Origin of the sequence: Streptomyces sp. NPDC016845 (assembly GCF_044332585.1) — a bacterium.
In the GTDB taxonomy this organism is placed as follows: domain Bacteria; phylum Actinomycetota; class Actinomycetes; order Streptomycetales; family Streptomycetaceae; genus Streptomyces.
In genome coordinates this window covers 89,057-104,176 of the sequence record NZ_JBIRPI010000003.1, presented here as the reverse complement: position 1 = coordinate 104,176, position 15,120 = coordinate 89,057, and the positions used below count along the sequence as shown (strand labels likewise).

14 protein-coding genes and 1 riboswitch are annotated in these 15,120 nt (G+C 68.9%); of the genes, 6 read left to right on the top strand and 8 right to left on the bottom strand.

Features of this window, described 5'->3' with window-relative positions; genetic code table 11:
- Positions 1–361: 361 nt before the first annotated feature.
- The 4 genes from ACH4RC_RS10775 to ACH4RC_RS10760 all read right to left on the bottom strand — a co-directional run bounded on the left by ACH4RC_RS10775 (position 362) and on the right by ACH4RC_RS10760 (position 3,861).
- Positions 362–1,441 carry a YihY/virulence factor BrkB family protein gene (locus ACH4RC_RS10775; protein WP_398198082.1) on the bottom strand — a complete coding sequence of 360 codons (1,080 nt, stop codon included), beginning with the start codon at positions 1,439–1,441 and terminating at the stop codon, positions 362–364.
- On the bottom strand, positions 1,429–1,992 hold the full coding sequence (locus ACH4RC_RS10770; RefSeq protein ID WP_398198080.1) for a GtrA family protein: 564 nt from the start codon (positions 1,990–1,992) through the stop codon (positions 1,429–1,431). Before ACH4RC_RS10770 ends, ACH4RC_RS10775 begins: the two co-directional genes overlap by 13 nt.
- 172 nt (positions 1,993–2,164) lie before the next feature.
- Positions 2,165–3,052 (bottom strand): decaprenyl-phosphate phosphoribosyltransferase, encoded by an 888-nt coding sequence (locus ACH4RC_RS10765; RefSeq protein WP_398199145.1) that lies wholly within the window; start codon positions 3,050–3,052, stop codon positions 2,165–2,167.
- Between the two features lie 290 nt (positions 3,053–3,342).
- Positions 3,343–3,861: a phosphatase PAP2 family protein gene (locus ACH4RC_RS10760; RefSeq protein WP_398198078.1), complete on the bottom strand. Its 519-nt coding sequence runs from the start codon at positions 3,859–3,861 to the stop codon at positions 3,343–3,345.
- A 132-nt stretch (positions 3,862–3,993) separates the two neighbouring features.
- On the opposite strand from ACH4RC_RS10760, the gene ACH4RC_RS10755 reads away from it, so the two are divergent.
- Together ACH4RC_RS10755 and ACH4RC_RS10750 are read left to right on the top strand one after the other, a co-directional pair.
- Positions 3,994–5,568 (top strand): FAD-binding protein, encoded by a 1,575-nt coding sequence (locus ACH4RC_RS10755; RefSeq protein WP_398198077.1) that lies wholly within the window; start codon positions 3,994–3,996, stop codon positions 5,566–5,568.
- Positions 5,569–5,825: 257 nt separating this feature from the next.
- Entirely contained in the window at positions 5,826–6,581 is a 756-nt protein-coding gene (locus ACH4RC_RS10750; protein ID WP_398198075.1) for a decaprenylphospho-beta-D-erythro-pentofuranosid-2-ulose 2-reductase, read from the top strand.
- A 51-nt stretch (positions 6,582–6,632) separates the two neighbouring features.
- Here ACH4RC_RS10750 and ACH4RC_RS10745 read toward each other — a convergent pair whose 3' ends face one another.
- Both ACH4RC_RS10745 and trpS read right to left on the bottom strand, forming a co-directional pair.
- A complete protein-coding gene (locus tag ACH4RC_RS10745; protein ID WP_398198074.1) occupies positions 6,633–7,217 on the bottom strand; it encodes a 2'-5' RNA ligase family protein in 585 nt (194 codons plus the stop codon).
- 57 nt (positions 7,218–7,274) lie between these two features.
- Positions 7,275–8,288: a tryptophan--tRNA ligase gene (trpS, locus tag ACH4RC_RS10740; protein WP_398198072.1), complete on the bottom strand. Its 1,014-nt coding sequence runs from the start codon at positions 8,286–8,288 to the stop codon at positions 7,275–7,277.
- 179 nt (positions 8,289–8,467) lie between these two features.
- Here trpS and ACH4RC_RS10735 point away from each other — a divergent pair, with 179 nt between their 5' ends.
- The 3 genes from ACH4RC_RS10735 to ACH4RC_RS10725 all read left to right on the top strand — a co-directional run bounded on the left by ACH4RC_RS10735 (position 8,468) and on the right by ACH4RC_RS10725 (position 10,769).
- The gene (locus ACH4RC_RS10735; protein WP_398199142.1) at positions 8,468–9,112 is read left to right on the top strand and encodes an RNA polymerase sigma factor; all 645 of its coding nucleotides are present in this window, start codon (positions 8,468–8,470) and stop codon (positions 9,110–9,112) included.
- Entirely contained in the window at positions 9,093–9,917 is an 825-nt protein-coding gene (locus ACH4RC_RS10730) for a hypothetical protein (protein ID WP_398198070.1), read from the top strand. Before ACH4RC_RS10735 ends, ACH4RC_RS10730 begins: the two co-directional genes overlap by 20 nt.
- Before the next feature lie 129 nt (positions 9,918–10,046).
- Positions 10,047–10,769: a hypothetical protein gene (locus tag ACH4RC_RS10725; protein WP_398198067.1), complete on the top strand. Its 723-nt coding sequence runs from the start codon at positions 10,047–10,049 to the stop codon at positions 10,767–10,769.
- 98 nt (positions 10,770–10,867) lie between these two features.
- Here ACH4RC_RS10725 and ACH4RC_RS10720 read toward each other — a convergent pair whose 3' ends face one another.
- Positions 10,868–12,331: a glycine hydroxymethyltransferase gene (locus tag ACH4RC_RS10720; protein ID WP_398198064.1), complete on the bottom strand. Its 1,464-nt coding sequence runs from the start codon at positions 12,329–12,331 to the stop codon at positions 10,868–10,870.
- Positions 12,332–12,392: 61 nt separating this feature from the next.
- Positions 12,393–12,479, bottom strand: a riboswitch (ZMP/ZTP riboswitch).
- Between the two features lie 187 nt (positions 12,480–12,666).
- Between ACH4RC_RS10720 and rocD the strand changes: the two genes are divergently transcribed.
- The gene (gene rocD, locus ACH4RC_RS10715; RefSeq protein WP_398199139.1) at positions 12,667–13,854 is read left to right on the top strand and encodes an ornithine--oxo-acid transaminase; all 1,188 of its coding nucleotides are present in this window, start codon (positions 12,667–12,669) and stop codon (positions 13,852–13,854) included.
- Between the two features lie 66 nt (positions 13,855–13,920).
- Here rocD and ACH4RC_RS10710 read toward each other — a convergent pair whose 3' ends face one another.
- A complete protein-coding gene (locus tag ACH4RC_RS10710; RefSeq protein WP_398198062.1) occupies positions 13,921–15,120 on the bottom strand; it encodes a glutathionylspermidine synthase family protein in 1,200 nt (399 codons plus the stop codon).

Here is a 15,120-nt window from a genome sequence, read left to right as displayed (position 1 = left end):
GTGTCGTGCCTTGTGTCTCGTGCCTCGTGACCAGGCGGATTGGTTTTGCTGGGCTGAGGCCGCTTGGCGCTGCTGGGCTGAGGCTGCTGGGCCAGGGCTGTCGCGGCTAGCCGGACCCCTTGTCGTAACCAGGCGGATTGGTCCTGCTGGGCTGAGTCTGCTGGGCCAGGGCTGTAGCGGCTTGCCGAGCGATCTGACCGCCCAGGCCGGCTGACCGCCCAGGCCGGCTGGCGGCTGGCGGCTGGCGGCTGGCGGCTGGCGGCTGGCGGCTGGCCGAGGTGACCCGGCGACCCGGCCGGTCCGCACCTTCAGCGTCTGCAGTTCAAGCCCACCCAGCCGGACCCTGCCCCCTCACCGTCGGTCACGCCCCGGCTCTGGACTCCCGGTCGGCCCCGCCCCCAGCAGCGAGGGAACTCCCTCCAGCCTTCCGCGCGCCACGACCACCATGGCCACCACCAGCCTCACCACCACCAACTTCACCACCACCAACCTCACCGGCGTCCGCAACTCCGGCGGCCCCTGCACCACCTTCCAGACCGGCGGGACCCACCGCCCCCTCCAACTCGGCGCTCTCCCCATCCCGCTCCCGCGCGGCAGCGCGCCCCGTCGCGGTCCACGCCGCGCAGAACAGCACCAGCTTCGCCGTGAAGTTGATCCACAGCATCAGCGCGACCGGCGTACCGAACGCCCCGTACATGCTCTTCCCGGCTACCCCCTTGATGTACCCGCCGAGCAACAGCTTCAGCAGCTCGAACCCCGCCGCACCGATCAACCCCGCCTTGAGCAGATCCCGCCGCGGCGGCTGCACCCCTGGCAACAACGTCAGCACGTACAACAGCAGCAGGAAGTCCGCCGCCACCGCGATCACGAACGCGAAGACTTGCAGCAGCGCCCCGCCCCACCCCTCCTTGTCGATTCCCAGGTGATCCGCGGACCACCCCACTGCCGTGGACGCCACGGTCGATGCCACCAACGAGGCGAGCCCGGCACCCCCGAGCCCCACCAACACCCCAGCATCCTTGAGCTTGCGCAGAATCGGGTTCTCGTCACCCTGCGGCAACTCCCACACCGTCCGCAGACAGTCCCTTATCGACCCGACCCAGCCGACACCGGTGAACAACAGCAACGCGCCGGCCACCACCCCGATCGTCCCCGCATTGTCGATCAGCGCCCCGAGATCCAGCTGATCGGCGATCCCCGGCACCTGCTCGCTGATCTTCTCCTCGAACTTCCGCTGCTGCCCCGGCCCAAGCGCCCCCGCCGCGACCGCCGCGCCCACGGTGATGAGCGGGAACAGCGCCAGGAAGCTGATGAACGTCATCGCCGCCGCCAGCCTCGACCAGAGCACCTCGTCGAGCCGCTCGTAGGCCTTCCAGACATGGGTCCGCATCAGCCGGGCGAACAACGGCCCGACTACGGGAAGTCTCTTCAGCCAATCCATGATCCCCGCCTGCCCTGATCGACCGGTCCGACCGGTCCGACCGGTTCAACCGGCACGCCCGATCGAACTCGTCGCGCCGCGGTCGGCTCCTCGTCAGCCGGCCTCCCACTCGGTTTCGTACCGAAGGCCAGAGTCCGAGTACCCCAGAACCGCACCACCGTGGCCAGAGCCATCCCCACCCCGGCCCCTGAGACAGTGTCCGCCCGCGGCGACGTGAAGCCGAGCACGTAATGCGAGACCGCGATGCACAGCACCTGCACCAACGCCCCCGCCACATTCACCGCGAAGAACACCCCGTACTGCCGCAGCCGCGACGCCCCCGTCACCCTCTTCCGGTACGTCCCCAGCGCGTTCCCCACGTACGCCACCGAGCAACCGGCGACGAACGACAAGGCCTTGGCAGAGATCGGATCCATCCCCGCCGCCCCGCGCAGGCACACGAAGAGCCCCAGGTCAACGGCGTACGCACACACCCCAGCCGCCGCGAAACCCACCAGCTCGGGCCCCAACACCCGGAGCCGCTCCCCCAATAGCCGACGCCTCTCGCGCATGACTCCCCTCAAGCCCGCCACCACACCCCGCCCCCTTCCTCTGCCCTCTCCACACCCCTGGTCCTCTCCAGACCTCTGGCCCGGTCCACACCCTTGGTCCCCTTCACACCTCTGGCCCGGACCACACCCCTGGTCTTCTCCACACCTCTGGCCCGGCCCATGCCCCTGTTGCTCACCAACCCACGACCGCGAGCCCATACATCGCCAGCCACACGAGCCCGATCACCGCCAGCGCCCGGTCCCGCAGCACCACGTTCTCCGGTTCGCCCGCCGTGCCCCGGTCGGCGAAGACCGCGTATCTCAGCACCGCGACGATGAACGCCACCATGGACAACTGCCGCCACGGCAACAAGCTGCTGTCCGCGCCCCCTCCCTCCTCCATCGCCCACAGGCAGTACGCGAGCACAGCCACCCCTGCAGCCAACTGCCATACGAAGCGCAGGTATCCCGTCGTGTACTCGGTCAGCAGCGCCCGCGTGGCGCCCGCTCTGCCAGCCATCTGGACCGACTCCGAATACCGCTTGGCCGAGACCATGAACAACGCCCCGAACCCCGTAGTGATCAGAAACCAGCGCGACAACGGAATCCTCAGCGCGAGTCCCCCGACCATCGCCCGCATCAGAAACCCGGTGGTCACCACGATCAGGTCGACGACCAGCACATGCTTGAGGCTGATGCAGTACGCCAACTGCATCCCGACGTAGGCGGCCAGCAACGCCGCCGTCACCGCATTGCACAGCACCACCGCCCCAGCCGGCGCGAGCACGGCCAACGTCCCGCCGACGGAATACGCGACCGGCACCGGAACCAGCCCCGCCGCCACGGGCCGATGCCGCTTCAACGGGTGCGCCCGATCCGCCTCCGCGTCCCGCGCGTCATTGATCAGATACACCGCCGAGGCCGCCGCCGTGAACAAAACAAAGACGACCGCCAGTTGCACGAGCGCGTCCGGTGCGAACAACTCGCCTGCCGCAGCCGGAGCGGCCACCACCAGGACGTTCTTCACCCACTGCTTCGGCCTGGCCGTCCAGAACAACCCGACCGGCAATGCGACCGACATCGCAACGGCACCCGCCGCGACCTGCCCAGGCGGCCGCTCCAGCACCGCGGTGCCGGCCCCAGCATTACGCGCCGCCCCGGCAGACCACGCTGCACCTTCACTCACCCCCATGTCCTCCTCACCCCCTGCCCTCTCATCCCGGCCCTCACCGCCCACTACGCGGCCCTCCAACCCGTCGGCCCTGTCCCCGTCCTCGAAACGCCCCGCACCTCGCCCTCCCCCACACGGCGGCTTGCCGCCCTCCACCGGCCCCACCTGCTCCACCGGCTTCGCTCGCCCCACTCGCTCCGTCACCGCACTCCACCCCCGGCCATCCAGCGGGCCCCGAGCCGAGCTGTGACCGCGCCCAGCAACGCGCCCGCCGCGACATCGGAGGGGTAATGCACACCGACGACCATCCGTGAGACGCACACCGCGGCTGCCAACGGCGGCACCAGCTGCGCCCCCACCGGCCTCAGCGCCCCGTACGCGACTGCCGCCGCGGCCGCCGACGTCGCATGCGAGCTGGGGAACGAGTGCTTTCCCGCCGTCCGCGCCAGCGGTTCCGCCCCCGCTTGCCCGCCTGGCCTCGGCCTGCGCACCACCCGTTTCACTCCCATGCTGGCCAGATGCGCTCCGGCCGTGAGAGCCGTCCCGCGCAACCATGCCGAACGCCGCTCACGATCGGCCGCGGCACCTGTAAGCCCCACCACCAGCCACAACGCCGCATGCTCACCCGCCCAGGACAGTGCACGCGCCGCCCCGGCCACGCGCCGGTCGGTGCCACAGTCGCGCAGTGCCGACAGCAATCGACGGTCCATGTCGTCCATGTGGCTCACCCTGAGTCCCCGACCACTCATATTGTTGGCTATTCATAGCGACATCCCCTGAATCACCCGTTTCGTGGAGAGATCACTAGTTTTAGAGTGAATTCTCCTATTCGGAGCGATACGGTTTCGCACATGGCTGCCGACTCCGCACCCGCCCTCACTTCCGCGCCCGCACCTGTCGCCGCCCCTTCACCCCTCGCTCCCACCGCAACCGCGCTCAACCCTTCGCCTTCCACCTCGGCTGCGCCGACCTCTCCCTCGGTCCCGGCAGCGACTTCCGTCTCGCTCCCCTCTGCATCTGCCGACGCCGCTTCCCGCCCGGCCTCGGAATCGATCCCTGCGTGGACTCCCGGTTACGACACGGCGCCCATCACCGGCTGGGGTCGGACGGCGCCCACATCCGCGTACCTGGTGCGGCCCCGCTCCTACGAGGAAGTCGTGGCGGCGATCGGAGAATGCGCTCTCCCCGGCCACCGGGGCGGCATCGCCCGTGGTCTGGGCCGCGCCTACGGTGACGCGGCACAGAACGCCGGGGGCGCCGTCCTGGACATGACCGCGCTCGACGCGATCCATGCCATCGATGCCGCCGGCGGCACCGTGTTGTGCGACGCGGGTGTCTCCCTGCATCGGTTGATGGAAGTGCTCCTCCCTCTCGGCTGGTTCGTGCCAGTGACTCCGGGCACGCGCTACGTCACGGTCGGCGGTGCGATCGGCGCCGACATCCACGGCAAGAACCACCACGTCTCCGGATCGTTCTCTCGCCACGTCCTCGCTTTTGAGCTCCTCACGGCCGACGGTGAGATCCGCATCGTCGAGCGCGGCACCGAACTCTTCGACGCCACCGTCGGCGGCATGGGACTGACCGGCGTCATCCTCACTGCCACGGTGCAGCTGCAGCCCGTCGAGACCTCGCTGATGTCCGTCGACACGGAACGGGCCTCCGACCTCGACGATCTACTGGCCCGGCTCACCGCCACGGATCACCGCTACCGCTACTCGGTCGCCTGGATCGACCTGCTGGCCCGCGGGACAGCAATGGGCCGCTCCGTCCTGACCCGGGGGGATCACGCCCCGCTGGACGCCTTGCCTGCCCGCACCCGTCGCAAGCCGCTCGCCTTCCGGCCCGGCCGGCTCCCGTCCGCTCCCTCCGTCTTTCCAGGAGGTCTGCTGGGCCGGACGACAGTCGGTCTGTTCAATGAGTTGTGGTACCGCAAGGCCCCCGCTTCGCGTGTCGGCGAGATCCAGAAAATGTCGACATTCTTCCACCCCCTCGACGGCATTCCGCACTGGAACCGCATTTACGGGCGCGGCGGTTTCGTGCAGTATCAGTTCGTCATCGGCTATGGAAAAGAAGAGGCGCTCCGGCGCATCGTGCAGCGCATTTCGGATCGCCGCTGCCCTTCCTTTCTCGCGGTACTCAAGCGCTTGGGAGACGGAGATTCGGGCTGGCTGTCCTTTCCCATGCCGGGCTGGACCCTCGCTCTCGACATCCCGGCCCACCTTCCGGAGCTCTCCCTGTTCCTCGACGAACTCGACGAGGAGGTGGCTGCCGCGGACGGTCGCGTCTATCTCGCCAAGGACTCCCGGCTGCGCCCCGAACTGCTTGCCGCGATGTATCCGCGTCTGGACAATTTCCGCTCGCTGCGGGCACGGATGGACCCCCGGCAGGTGTTCCGCTCCGACTTGTCGCGTCGGCTGAATCTCTGAATTGCTGCGTGGCGCGAGCTGAATCCCGCATCCGTACTCGTACTCGCACCCGCTCTTGCTCTCGCTCTCGCTCTCGCTCTCGCTCTCGCTCTCGCGCGCAGGCTTCCATGTGACGCACCCGTCCTGTCCGATTTACCGCCGCGGCTCCTCCGCGCCTTCGTCACTTTCAATACACCGCTCGGACCGACCAGGTTCCCGATCTCATTCGTCGAATTTCCGGCCGCCGGCCGACACCGCACCCTTGGAGTTCGGATCTCATGAAGGACGCCTTCGGCACCCCGCAGTCCCTTCTCATCCTCGGTGGCACGTCCGAGATCGCCCTGGCGACAGCCCGTCGGCTCGTCGCCCGCCGCACCCGTACCGTGTGGCTCGCGGGCCGTCCGTCCCCCGCGCTGGACCGTGCTGTCGCCCAACTGCGGGGATTGGGCGCCGATGCGCATGCCGTCCCGTTCGACGCCCTGGACTCGGGATCCCACGAGGAGACGCTGGGCAAGGTTTTCGCCGAAGGCGACATCGACATGGTGCTGCTGGCCTTCGGCGTCCTCGGTGACCAGGCCCGGGACGAGGGCGAGCCCATGGCGGCGGTGCGTGTCGCGCAGACCAACTACACGGGCGCGGTCTCGGCCGGTCTGGTCTGTGCCCGGGCGCTGCAGACCCAGGGGCACGGTTCGCTGGTCGTACTCTCCTCAGTCGCGGGTGAGCGGGCCCGCCGCGCCAACTTCATCTACGGATCGAGCAAGGCGGGACTGGATGCTTTCGCTCAAGGGCTGGGTGACGCACTGCACGGCACGGGCGTCCACGTCATGGTGGTGCGCCCCGGGTTCGTGCGGTCGAAGATGACGGCCGGCATGGCGGAGACGCCGATGGCCACGACGCCGGAGGCAGTGGCACTGGCCATCGAGACGGGGCTCCGACGCCGTTCGGAGACGGTCTGGGTGCCGGGGGCGCTGCGGGTGGTCATGTCGGCTTTGCGGCACGTGCCTCGGCCGTTGTTCCGCAGGCTGCCGGTCTGACGGTCCCGCACGCGCGCGATGCCGCGTACGTGTGTGCCTGCGCGACCTGGGTCAGCTTGCGGGCAGTCGTCGGCCGCGCTTCGTGCGGTCGGGCGCCTGTGCGGGGAGCGTGGGCTTGCCGAAGGTGAAGTCGCGCAGCCGCCGCCAGATGCCGTCCTCGCCCTGCTCGTAGAGGGCGAAGCCATTGCATGACCATGCCGCTTCGTAGTCGGCGAGCTCCGCGAAGGCGTGGTCCATCGCCTCTTCGGAGATCCCGTGCGCCACAGTGACGTGCGGGTGGTACGGAAACTGCAGCTCGCGTGCGACCGGCCCCGACGCGTCACGTACTTGCTTCTGCAGCCAGGTGCAGGCCTCGGCGCCTTCGACGACCTGCACGAAAACAACGGGCGACAACGGCCGGAAAGTTCCTGTACCCGAAAGACGCATCGAGAACGGCCGCCCGGACGCGGCGACCTCCACCAGGTGCGCCTCGGTCGCCGGAAGATCCCCAGCCTCCACCTCGGTGGGCGGAAGCAGGGTGATGTGCGTGGGGATGCCGTGCGCCGCGAGGTCGCCGAAGCCCGCACGCCGCTCCTGGAGCAGGCTGCCGTGAGGCTCCGGGACCGCGATCGAGACACCGATCGTTACGGTCCCCACGTCGTACTCCTGTCGTCGTGTGGCGGGCGTGCGGGCGGGCGTGCAGCAGGTGCGGGCTCAGTGCTTGGCGGGCAGGAAGCCGATCTTCTCGTACGTCTGGGAAAGGGTCTCGGCGGCGACGGTACGCGCCTTCTCCGCACCCTTGGCCAGGATCGAGTCGAGCGTCTCCGGATCGTCCAGGTACTCCTGGGTGCGGGTCTGGAACGGTGTCACGAAGTCCACCATGACCTCAGCCAGGTCCGTCTTGAGCGCACCGTACATCTTGCCCTCGTACTTCTGCTCCAGTTCCGGGATACCGGCGCCGGTGAGGGTCGAGTAGATGCTGAGGAGGTTGCTGACGCCCGGCTTGTTCTCCGCGTCGTAGCGGATCACGGTGTCGGTATCGGTGACCGCGCTCTTGACCTTCTTGGCGGTGGCCTTCGGCTCGTCGAGGAGGTTGATGAGGCCCTTGGGCGTCGACGCCGACTTGCTCATCTTGATCGACGGGTCCTGAAGGTCGTAGATCTTGCCCGTCTCTTTCAGGATGTACGGCGCCGGGATCGTGAAGGTCTCCCCGAAGCGGCCGTTGAAGCGCTCGGCCAGGTCGCGCGTCAGCTCGATGTGCTGGCGCTGGTCCTCGCCCACCGGAACCTGGTCTGCCTGGTAGAGGAGGATGTCCGCGACCTGCAGGATCGGGTACGTGAAGAGACCGACTGTGGCGCGGTCGGCACCCTGCTTTGCGGACTTGTCCTTGAACTGTGTCATGCGGCTCGCCTCGCCGAACCCTGTGAGGCAGTTCATGATCCAGCCGAGCTGAGCGTGCTCGGGGACATGGCTCTGGACGAACAGCGTGCAGCGATCCGGGTCGAGACCGGCGGCAAGGAGCTGGGCCGCGGCGAGCCGCGTGTTCGCGAGGAGTTCCTTCGGGTCCTGCGGAACCGTGATCGCGTGCAGGTCCACCACCATGTAGAAGGCGTCGTGGGACTCCTGCAGGGCCACCCACTGGCGGACCGCGCCGAGGTAGTTGCCGAGGTGGAACGAGCCTGCGGTGGGCTGGATACCGGAGAGCACGCGGGGACTGTCAGAGGCCATGCTCCTCATTCTCTCAGGTGTCTCTCATTGCTTGGGCCCAGGTGCGTGCCGTGTGCGCATCGCCATGTGGAAGCTGCGCACGCAGGCTCGGGCCCGGGCGTGACCGAACGTGAGAACTCGTGCGGTACGAGTGGGAACCGATCACCGCCGGCCGGTGTATCAACGCTGTGAGGGCACAGGTGGAAGTCCTGGAGGGGGGCCGCATCGTCGACGAGGATGCGGTGATCGCCCGCGTGCGCGCCGGAGAGCCGGAGGCGTACGCGGAGCTGGTCCGCGCCTTCACCGGCGTCGCTCTGCGGGCAGCGAGAGCGCTTGGGGCGGGGGCGGACGTGGAGGACGTGGTGCAGCAGTCCTTCTTCAAGGCGTACTGCAACCTGGGGCGATTCAAGGACGGGTCGGCGTTCCGGCCTTGGTTGCTCAAGATCGTCGCCAATGAGACGAGGAACACAGTGCGATCGGCCGGGAGGCAGCGCTCCGTCCTCGGCCGGGAGGCCGCGATGGTCGAGGCCGAGCCGCTTATACCGGAGTCGGCCGATCCGGCGGCCGCGGCGATCGAGATAGAGCGTCGGGCCGAGCTGCTCGACGCGGTGGAGCGGCTGAGTGAGGAGCATCGGCTCGTCGTCACTTACCGCTATCTCCTGGAGATGGACGAGGCGGAGACGGCGCAGGCGCTCGGCTGGCCGCGTGGCACGGTCAAGTCCCGACTCAACCGGGCGCTGCGCAAGCTGGGCGAGTTGTTGCCCCGTGCGGCGCAGGGAGCCGCTTCAGTACCGGCACAGCGGTCGAGGAAAGGAGGTGACGAGCATGGGCGGGCGACGCGGTGAGGAGCCGAAGCTGCCTGACGAACTGCGCTCCCTGGGCCGCCTCCTGGAGGGGCCGGAGAACGCGGGCGAGACGATGGCGGAGCGCGTGCTGGCCCAGATACTCGCCGAGCGCGTGCCCACGCCGGTCGCCGAACCACGGAAACCGATGGGCCTTCTGCACACGATACGGCGATGGGTGCGGCTGCGCTGGCGGGCGCTGGTCGCTGCGCTGTGCGGGGTGGCGACGGTCGTGGTGTTCACGCCGCCGGTACGGGCTGCGGTCGAGGACTGGTTCGGCTTCGGTGGGGTCGAGGTGCACTACGACCCGTCGGCCACTCCGTCGGCGGGCGCTCACGTCCCGGGGTGCGGTGCCTCCCTTTCTTTGGAGGAGGCCGTGCAGCGGGTCGGTTTCGAGCCTGCAGTCCCGTCCGAGCTCGGCCGGCCGCAAGCGCTCACGGTCACCCGCGCGCCGGGCGATCGCATGCTGCTCACCCTGTGCTGGCGTGCCGCGGGCCGCACGATACGGCTCAACGAGTACCCCGCCCACCTTGATATCGGGTTCACCAAGACGGCCCCGCTCCGTCCGCGGTGGGTCACGGTGAGCGGCTCACCCGGCCTGTGGTTCGCGGACGAGCACCGGTTGAGCTTCTGGATGTACGACGAGCACGGTCACCGGTGGACCCGCTCGGAGCGGACAGCAGGTCCGACGCTGCTGTGGGCCCACGGAACGGACGGCGCCGACCTCACGCTGCGACTGGAAGGCGTCGCGTCCATGGACGAGGCCATGACGATCGCCGAGTCCGCAGGCGAGGCACGCGAAGGCTAATGCGGGCGCCGGACAGCGCGGGCTGAATCGGAAGGACACCGCGCCGGATCGGGAACCTCGAAGCGTCGAGCGGTGTACCAGAAGTGAATCGGCACGGAGCACCCGTGCCAAACCGACTGGGGGGTTCGGATGCGTACGTTGTTGAGAGGGGCGGCGCTGCTCACAGCGGTGGCGGCCGCACTGGCCATGGTGTTGTGGAGCGGGCCGCAGGCGTTGGCCGGCGGACCCACGAGCGTCCTCGTCGTTTCACCGGAGAGCAAGCAGAGCGCGTCGCTCTACTTCAGTGACAAGGAGTACGACGCTTTGAGCGGTCTGCTCGGTGCGCCGGGCAAATCACCGGAGGAGCTGCCGCCCGGGCTCGGGGTGGGTGCGGGGCGGCAGCTCAACGTCACGTGGTTGCTCCACGATGTGCAGCCCTGGCGCATGGACCGCGTCTATCCCGACACGCCGGGCACCAAGGCCGTCTGGATACACACGTCCGCAAAGCTGCCGAGGTCGTACGACGGTTACTGGCACAAGGCGGAGAACCCGGCCGAGCTGCGCGCCCTGCTACGCAGGCTGGGTGTGATGGGTAAACGGTCACCCGGAGGAGCCCCACCCATATTTCCGCGCCCGGAGACCCACTGGAACTCGGCTGCCACTGCTTCCGGAGCCGACGCAGACGCACCAGCAGCGCCCTCAGCGGCTGCGGTGAGCCGCAGCACCAACTGGTGGTGGGCGCTGCCCGGCCTCGCTGCCGGAGTGGCGGTGACTCTGCTGGTGCGGCCGATGGTGGCGCGCATACCGGAGTCCTTGGCTTTGGTTCGACGACGCCGGGAGGCGGGGCCGAGGCAGGAGCTTCAGGATCTGTGAGGGTCCTGGAGGCCAGGCCCTCGGAACGGCGCCAGGGCGAGGCGGGTGCCGCCTCCGTCGGGTCATCCCGTACCGGAGACGGCGACCGGTGAACAGGCTCAGGTGAGGTCGACCGACGGGTAGAGCGGGAAGCCGGTGAGCAGCTCGGCCGCCCGGTGGGCGACCTCATCGGCGATCTTGGCCTCCAGCACGTGCTGCGCCTTGGAAGGAGCTCCCTTACTGGTGGTGCCGGGCTCGGTGGCCGTGAGGACACGATCGATGAGCGCGGCGATCTCGTCCATCTCGCCCGCCCCCAGTCCGCGCGTGGTGAGCGCGGGGGTGCCGATGCGGATGCCGGAGGTGTACCAGGCGCCGTGCGGGTCGGCAGGGATGGCGTTGCGGTTGGTGACGATGCCGGAAGCGAGAAGCGCGGACTCGGCCTGTCGGCCGGTCAGACCATAGGAGGTGGCGACATCGATCAGATTCAGGTGATTGTCCGTACCGCCGGTGACCAGGGTGGCGCCGCGACGGGTGAGGCCTTCGGCGAGAGCCCGGGCGTTGTCGACGACGGCTTGGGCGTAACCGCGGAAATCGGGGCGGCGTGCCTCGGCGAGGGCGACGGCCTTGGCCGCCATGACGTGCGGGAGCGGTCCGCCCAGCACCATCGGGCAGCCGCGGTCGACCTGGTCGGCGAGCGAGTCGTCGCACAGGACCATGCCGCCGCGCGGGCCGCGCAGCGACTTGTGGGTGGTCGTGGTGACGATCTGGGCGTGGGGTACCGGGTCGAAGTCCCCGGTGAGCACCTTGCCGGCGACGAGGCCGGCGAAGTGCGCCATGTCGACCATCAGCGTCGCCCCGACCTCGTCGGCGATCTCCCGCATGAGGCGGAAGTTCACCAGACGCGGATAGGCGGAGTAGCCGGCCACGATGATCATCGGCTTGAACTCGCGGGCCGTGGCACGCAGCGCCTCGTAGTCCAGGAGCCCGGTGGCCGGGTCGGTTCCGTAGCTGCGCTGGTCGAACATCTTGCCGGAGATGTTGGGCCGGAAGCCGTGAGTGAGGTGACCGCCGGCGTCAAGGGACATGCCGAGCATGCGCTGGTTGCCGAAGGCCTGGCGCAGTTCGGCCCAGTCGGCGTCGGACAGGTCGTTGACGTTGCGTACGCCGGCCCGCTGCAGGGCCGGGGCCTCGACGCGGTCCGCGAGGACGGCCCAGAAGGCGACGAGGTTGGCGTCGATACCGGAGTGCGGCTGGACGTAGGCGTGCTGGGCGCCGAACAGCTCTCGGGCGTGCTCGGCGGCCAGGGCCTCGACGGTGTCGACATTGCGGCAGCCCGCATAGAAGCGGCGGCCGACGGTGCCCTCGGCGTACTTGTCGCTGAACCAGTTGCCCATCGCGAGGAGGGTCGCCGGAGAGGCGTAGTTCTCGCTGGCGATCAGCTTGAGCATCTCGCGCTGGTCGGCGATCTCCTGGCCGATGGCGTCGGCGACCCGGGGCTCCACACCCCGGATGACGTCGAGGGCGCTGCGGAAAGCGACGGACTCGGTGGAGAGAGAGGAGGAAGAAGGGGTGGGCTCTGGCATGAGGGACCTCCGGGACGGGTTTCCCCGGGCCCGAAAGAGATCGGGCGCACGGGGCGGTGCACGGTTCGGCCCAGGCGCACGGCACACAGTTCGCGGGCCGCTCCCCGATGGTCGGTCCCATCCCAGCGCGCCAGTCACGGCCCGGACATCACACTACCGGGCGCGGCGGTGCGGAAGGTTTCCGCGTCCATGATGCGAGCGACGATAGGAATGGGCGACAAACCCGTTTCGCGCCGTAAGAGCCGCAAGGCCTTCAGAGCCGTAAGAACGGAGATCCCGTGACTTCTGTAACTCCCACCCACACCGATGGGAACGCACGCACCGCTACGGAGGACCTGATCGCTGTCTCCGACGAGCACAGCGCGCACAACTATCACCCACTGCCTGTCGTCATCGCCACGGCGGACGGCGCCTGGATGACCGACGTCGAGGGGCGGCGCTATCTGGACATGCTGGCCGGATACTCCGCGTTGAATTTCGGGCACGGAAACAAGCGGCTGATCGACGCCGCGAAGGCACAGCTGGACCGGGTCACCCTGACCTCCCGGGCGTTCCATCACGACCGGTTCGCCGAGTTCTGTACGCAGCTCGCCGCTCTGTGCGGCATGGAGACGGTGCTGCCGATGAACACGGGGGCGGAAGCGGTGGAGACCGCGGTGAAGACCGCACGCAAGTGGGGCTACCGGGTGAAGGGGGTACCAGACGGACAGGCCCGGATCGTGGTCGCGAGCGACAACTTCCACGGCCGGACGACGACGATCGTCAGCTTCTCGACGGACCCGGAGGCCCGGGCGGACTTCGGGCCGTACACGCCGGGGTTCGACATCGTTCCGTACGGGGACCTGGCGGCGCTGCGGGACGCGGTCACCGAGAACACGGTGGCGGTGCTGCTCGAGCCGGTACAGGGCGAGGCGGGGGTGCTGGTGCCGCCGCCGGGGTACCTCGCGGGCGTACGGGAGCTGACGCGCGAGCGGGGCGTGCTCTTCATCGCGGACGAGATCCAGTCGGGTCTCGGCCGGACGGGGCGGACGTTCGCCTGTGAGCACGAAGGTGTGGTGCCCGACATGTACGTGCTGGGCAAAGCGCTCGGCGGTGGTGTCGTGCCGGTGTCTGCGGTGGTGTCGAGCAGGGCGGTGCTTGGGGTGTTCCGGCCGGGCGAGCACGGGTCGACGTTCGGGGGCAATCCGCTCGCGTGTGCCGTGGCGCTCGAGGTGATCGCAATGCTGCGCAGCGGCGAATTCCAGCAGCGGGCCGCGGAACTGGGTGAGCACCTCCACGCTGAGCTCGGCCTGTTGGCGGGGACGGGCAAGGTGACGGAGGTCCGGGGCCGCGGGCTCTGGGCGGGTGTCGACATCGATCCCGCGTACGGGACGGGCCGGGAGATCTCGGAGAAACTGCTGGAGCGGGGTGTCCTCGTCAAGGACACCCATGGCTCCACGATCCGGATCGCCCCGCCCCTGGTGGTCAGTAAGGAGGATCTGGACTGGGGACTCGACCAGCTCCGTGCGGTACTCGGCGCGTGAACGGCAGCGCCCGGACAGACGTCCGACAGATCTTTGACATCTGAACAGTGACAGCCCCGGCCCGCGCTAGAGGATGACGTGCGGCAGGAAGCGGGCGTACTCGTCCGTGACCGGGCCTGATGACTCGCGGATGCCGAGTCCTGCCGCCTCGTTCTCCACGACCCAGGCACCGAGCACCACGCGGTTGCCGTCGAAGTCGGGCAGGGGGCACAGCTCCTGGTAGCAGCATGCCTCTTCGCGGACGGGCGGCGCGGACGGGGCACTGCTCGGTTCGTGGAGGGTGATGCCCGCGCCCTCGCGACCGAGGAGGGGCTTGGCGACGTACCCCGTAGTGCGGGCGAGTTCGCGCGGGCCATCCAGATAGGCGGGGAGGAGGTTCGGATGGCCTGGGAAGAGTTCCCAGAGCACCGCGAGGAGCGCCTTGTTGGAGAGGAGCATCTTCCAGGCTGGTTCGATCCAGAGGGTGGTGCCGGTGCCGCCGCCGTTGTCGAGCGTGTCCAGGACGTGCGGCGCGAAGCGGTCGGTGGTCAGCCACTCCCAGGGGTAGAGCTTGAAGCAGCTGCGGATGAAGCGGAGCTTCTTGTCGACGAAGCGCCGCGACAGGGGGTCCCAGCCGATGTCCTCGACGGAAATCGCTTCCGTGTCCAGGCCTGCCTGGGCGGCGGTCTCGCGCAGGTACGCCACGGTCATCAGGTCCTCGCCGAGTTCGTCGGCGGCGGAGTGCGCGAAGTACAGGGGGCTGCCGGGTGGGAGGAGCGTGGCCTGCTTCTTCCAGGCGTCGACGAGGCGCTCGTGCAGCGAGTTCCACTGGTCGGCGCCAGGGAAGCGCTCCTCCATCCAGAACCACTGGGGGCTCGCGGCCTCGACGAGGGAGGTGGGTGTGTCGGCGTTGTACTCCAGGAGCTTGGCGGGAGCCCCGCCGCGGCCGTCGTAGTGGAGATCGAAGCGGCCGTACACGGCAGGCAGTTCCGCGCGGCGGTGCCAGGACTCGCGGACCAGGCACTGGAGGCGTGGGTCGGTGATACCCAGGTCGGCGAGGCGGTCCTGGGCTACGAGGTACTCGGCCGCGGCGAGGCACATGTCGTGCAGCTCTTCGACGACCTCCTCGAGCGCCTCTACCTCGGGGAGGGAGAACGCGTAGTAGGCGCCCTCGTCCCAGTAGGGGCGCAGGGAGTCGTCGGGGTAGCGGGTGAGCGGGTAGATCAGTCCCTGGCTCTCGACGGTCTGCTGCCAGCCGTCGCGGGGTTGGATGGTGTGGCGCCGCAT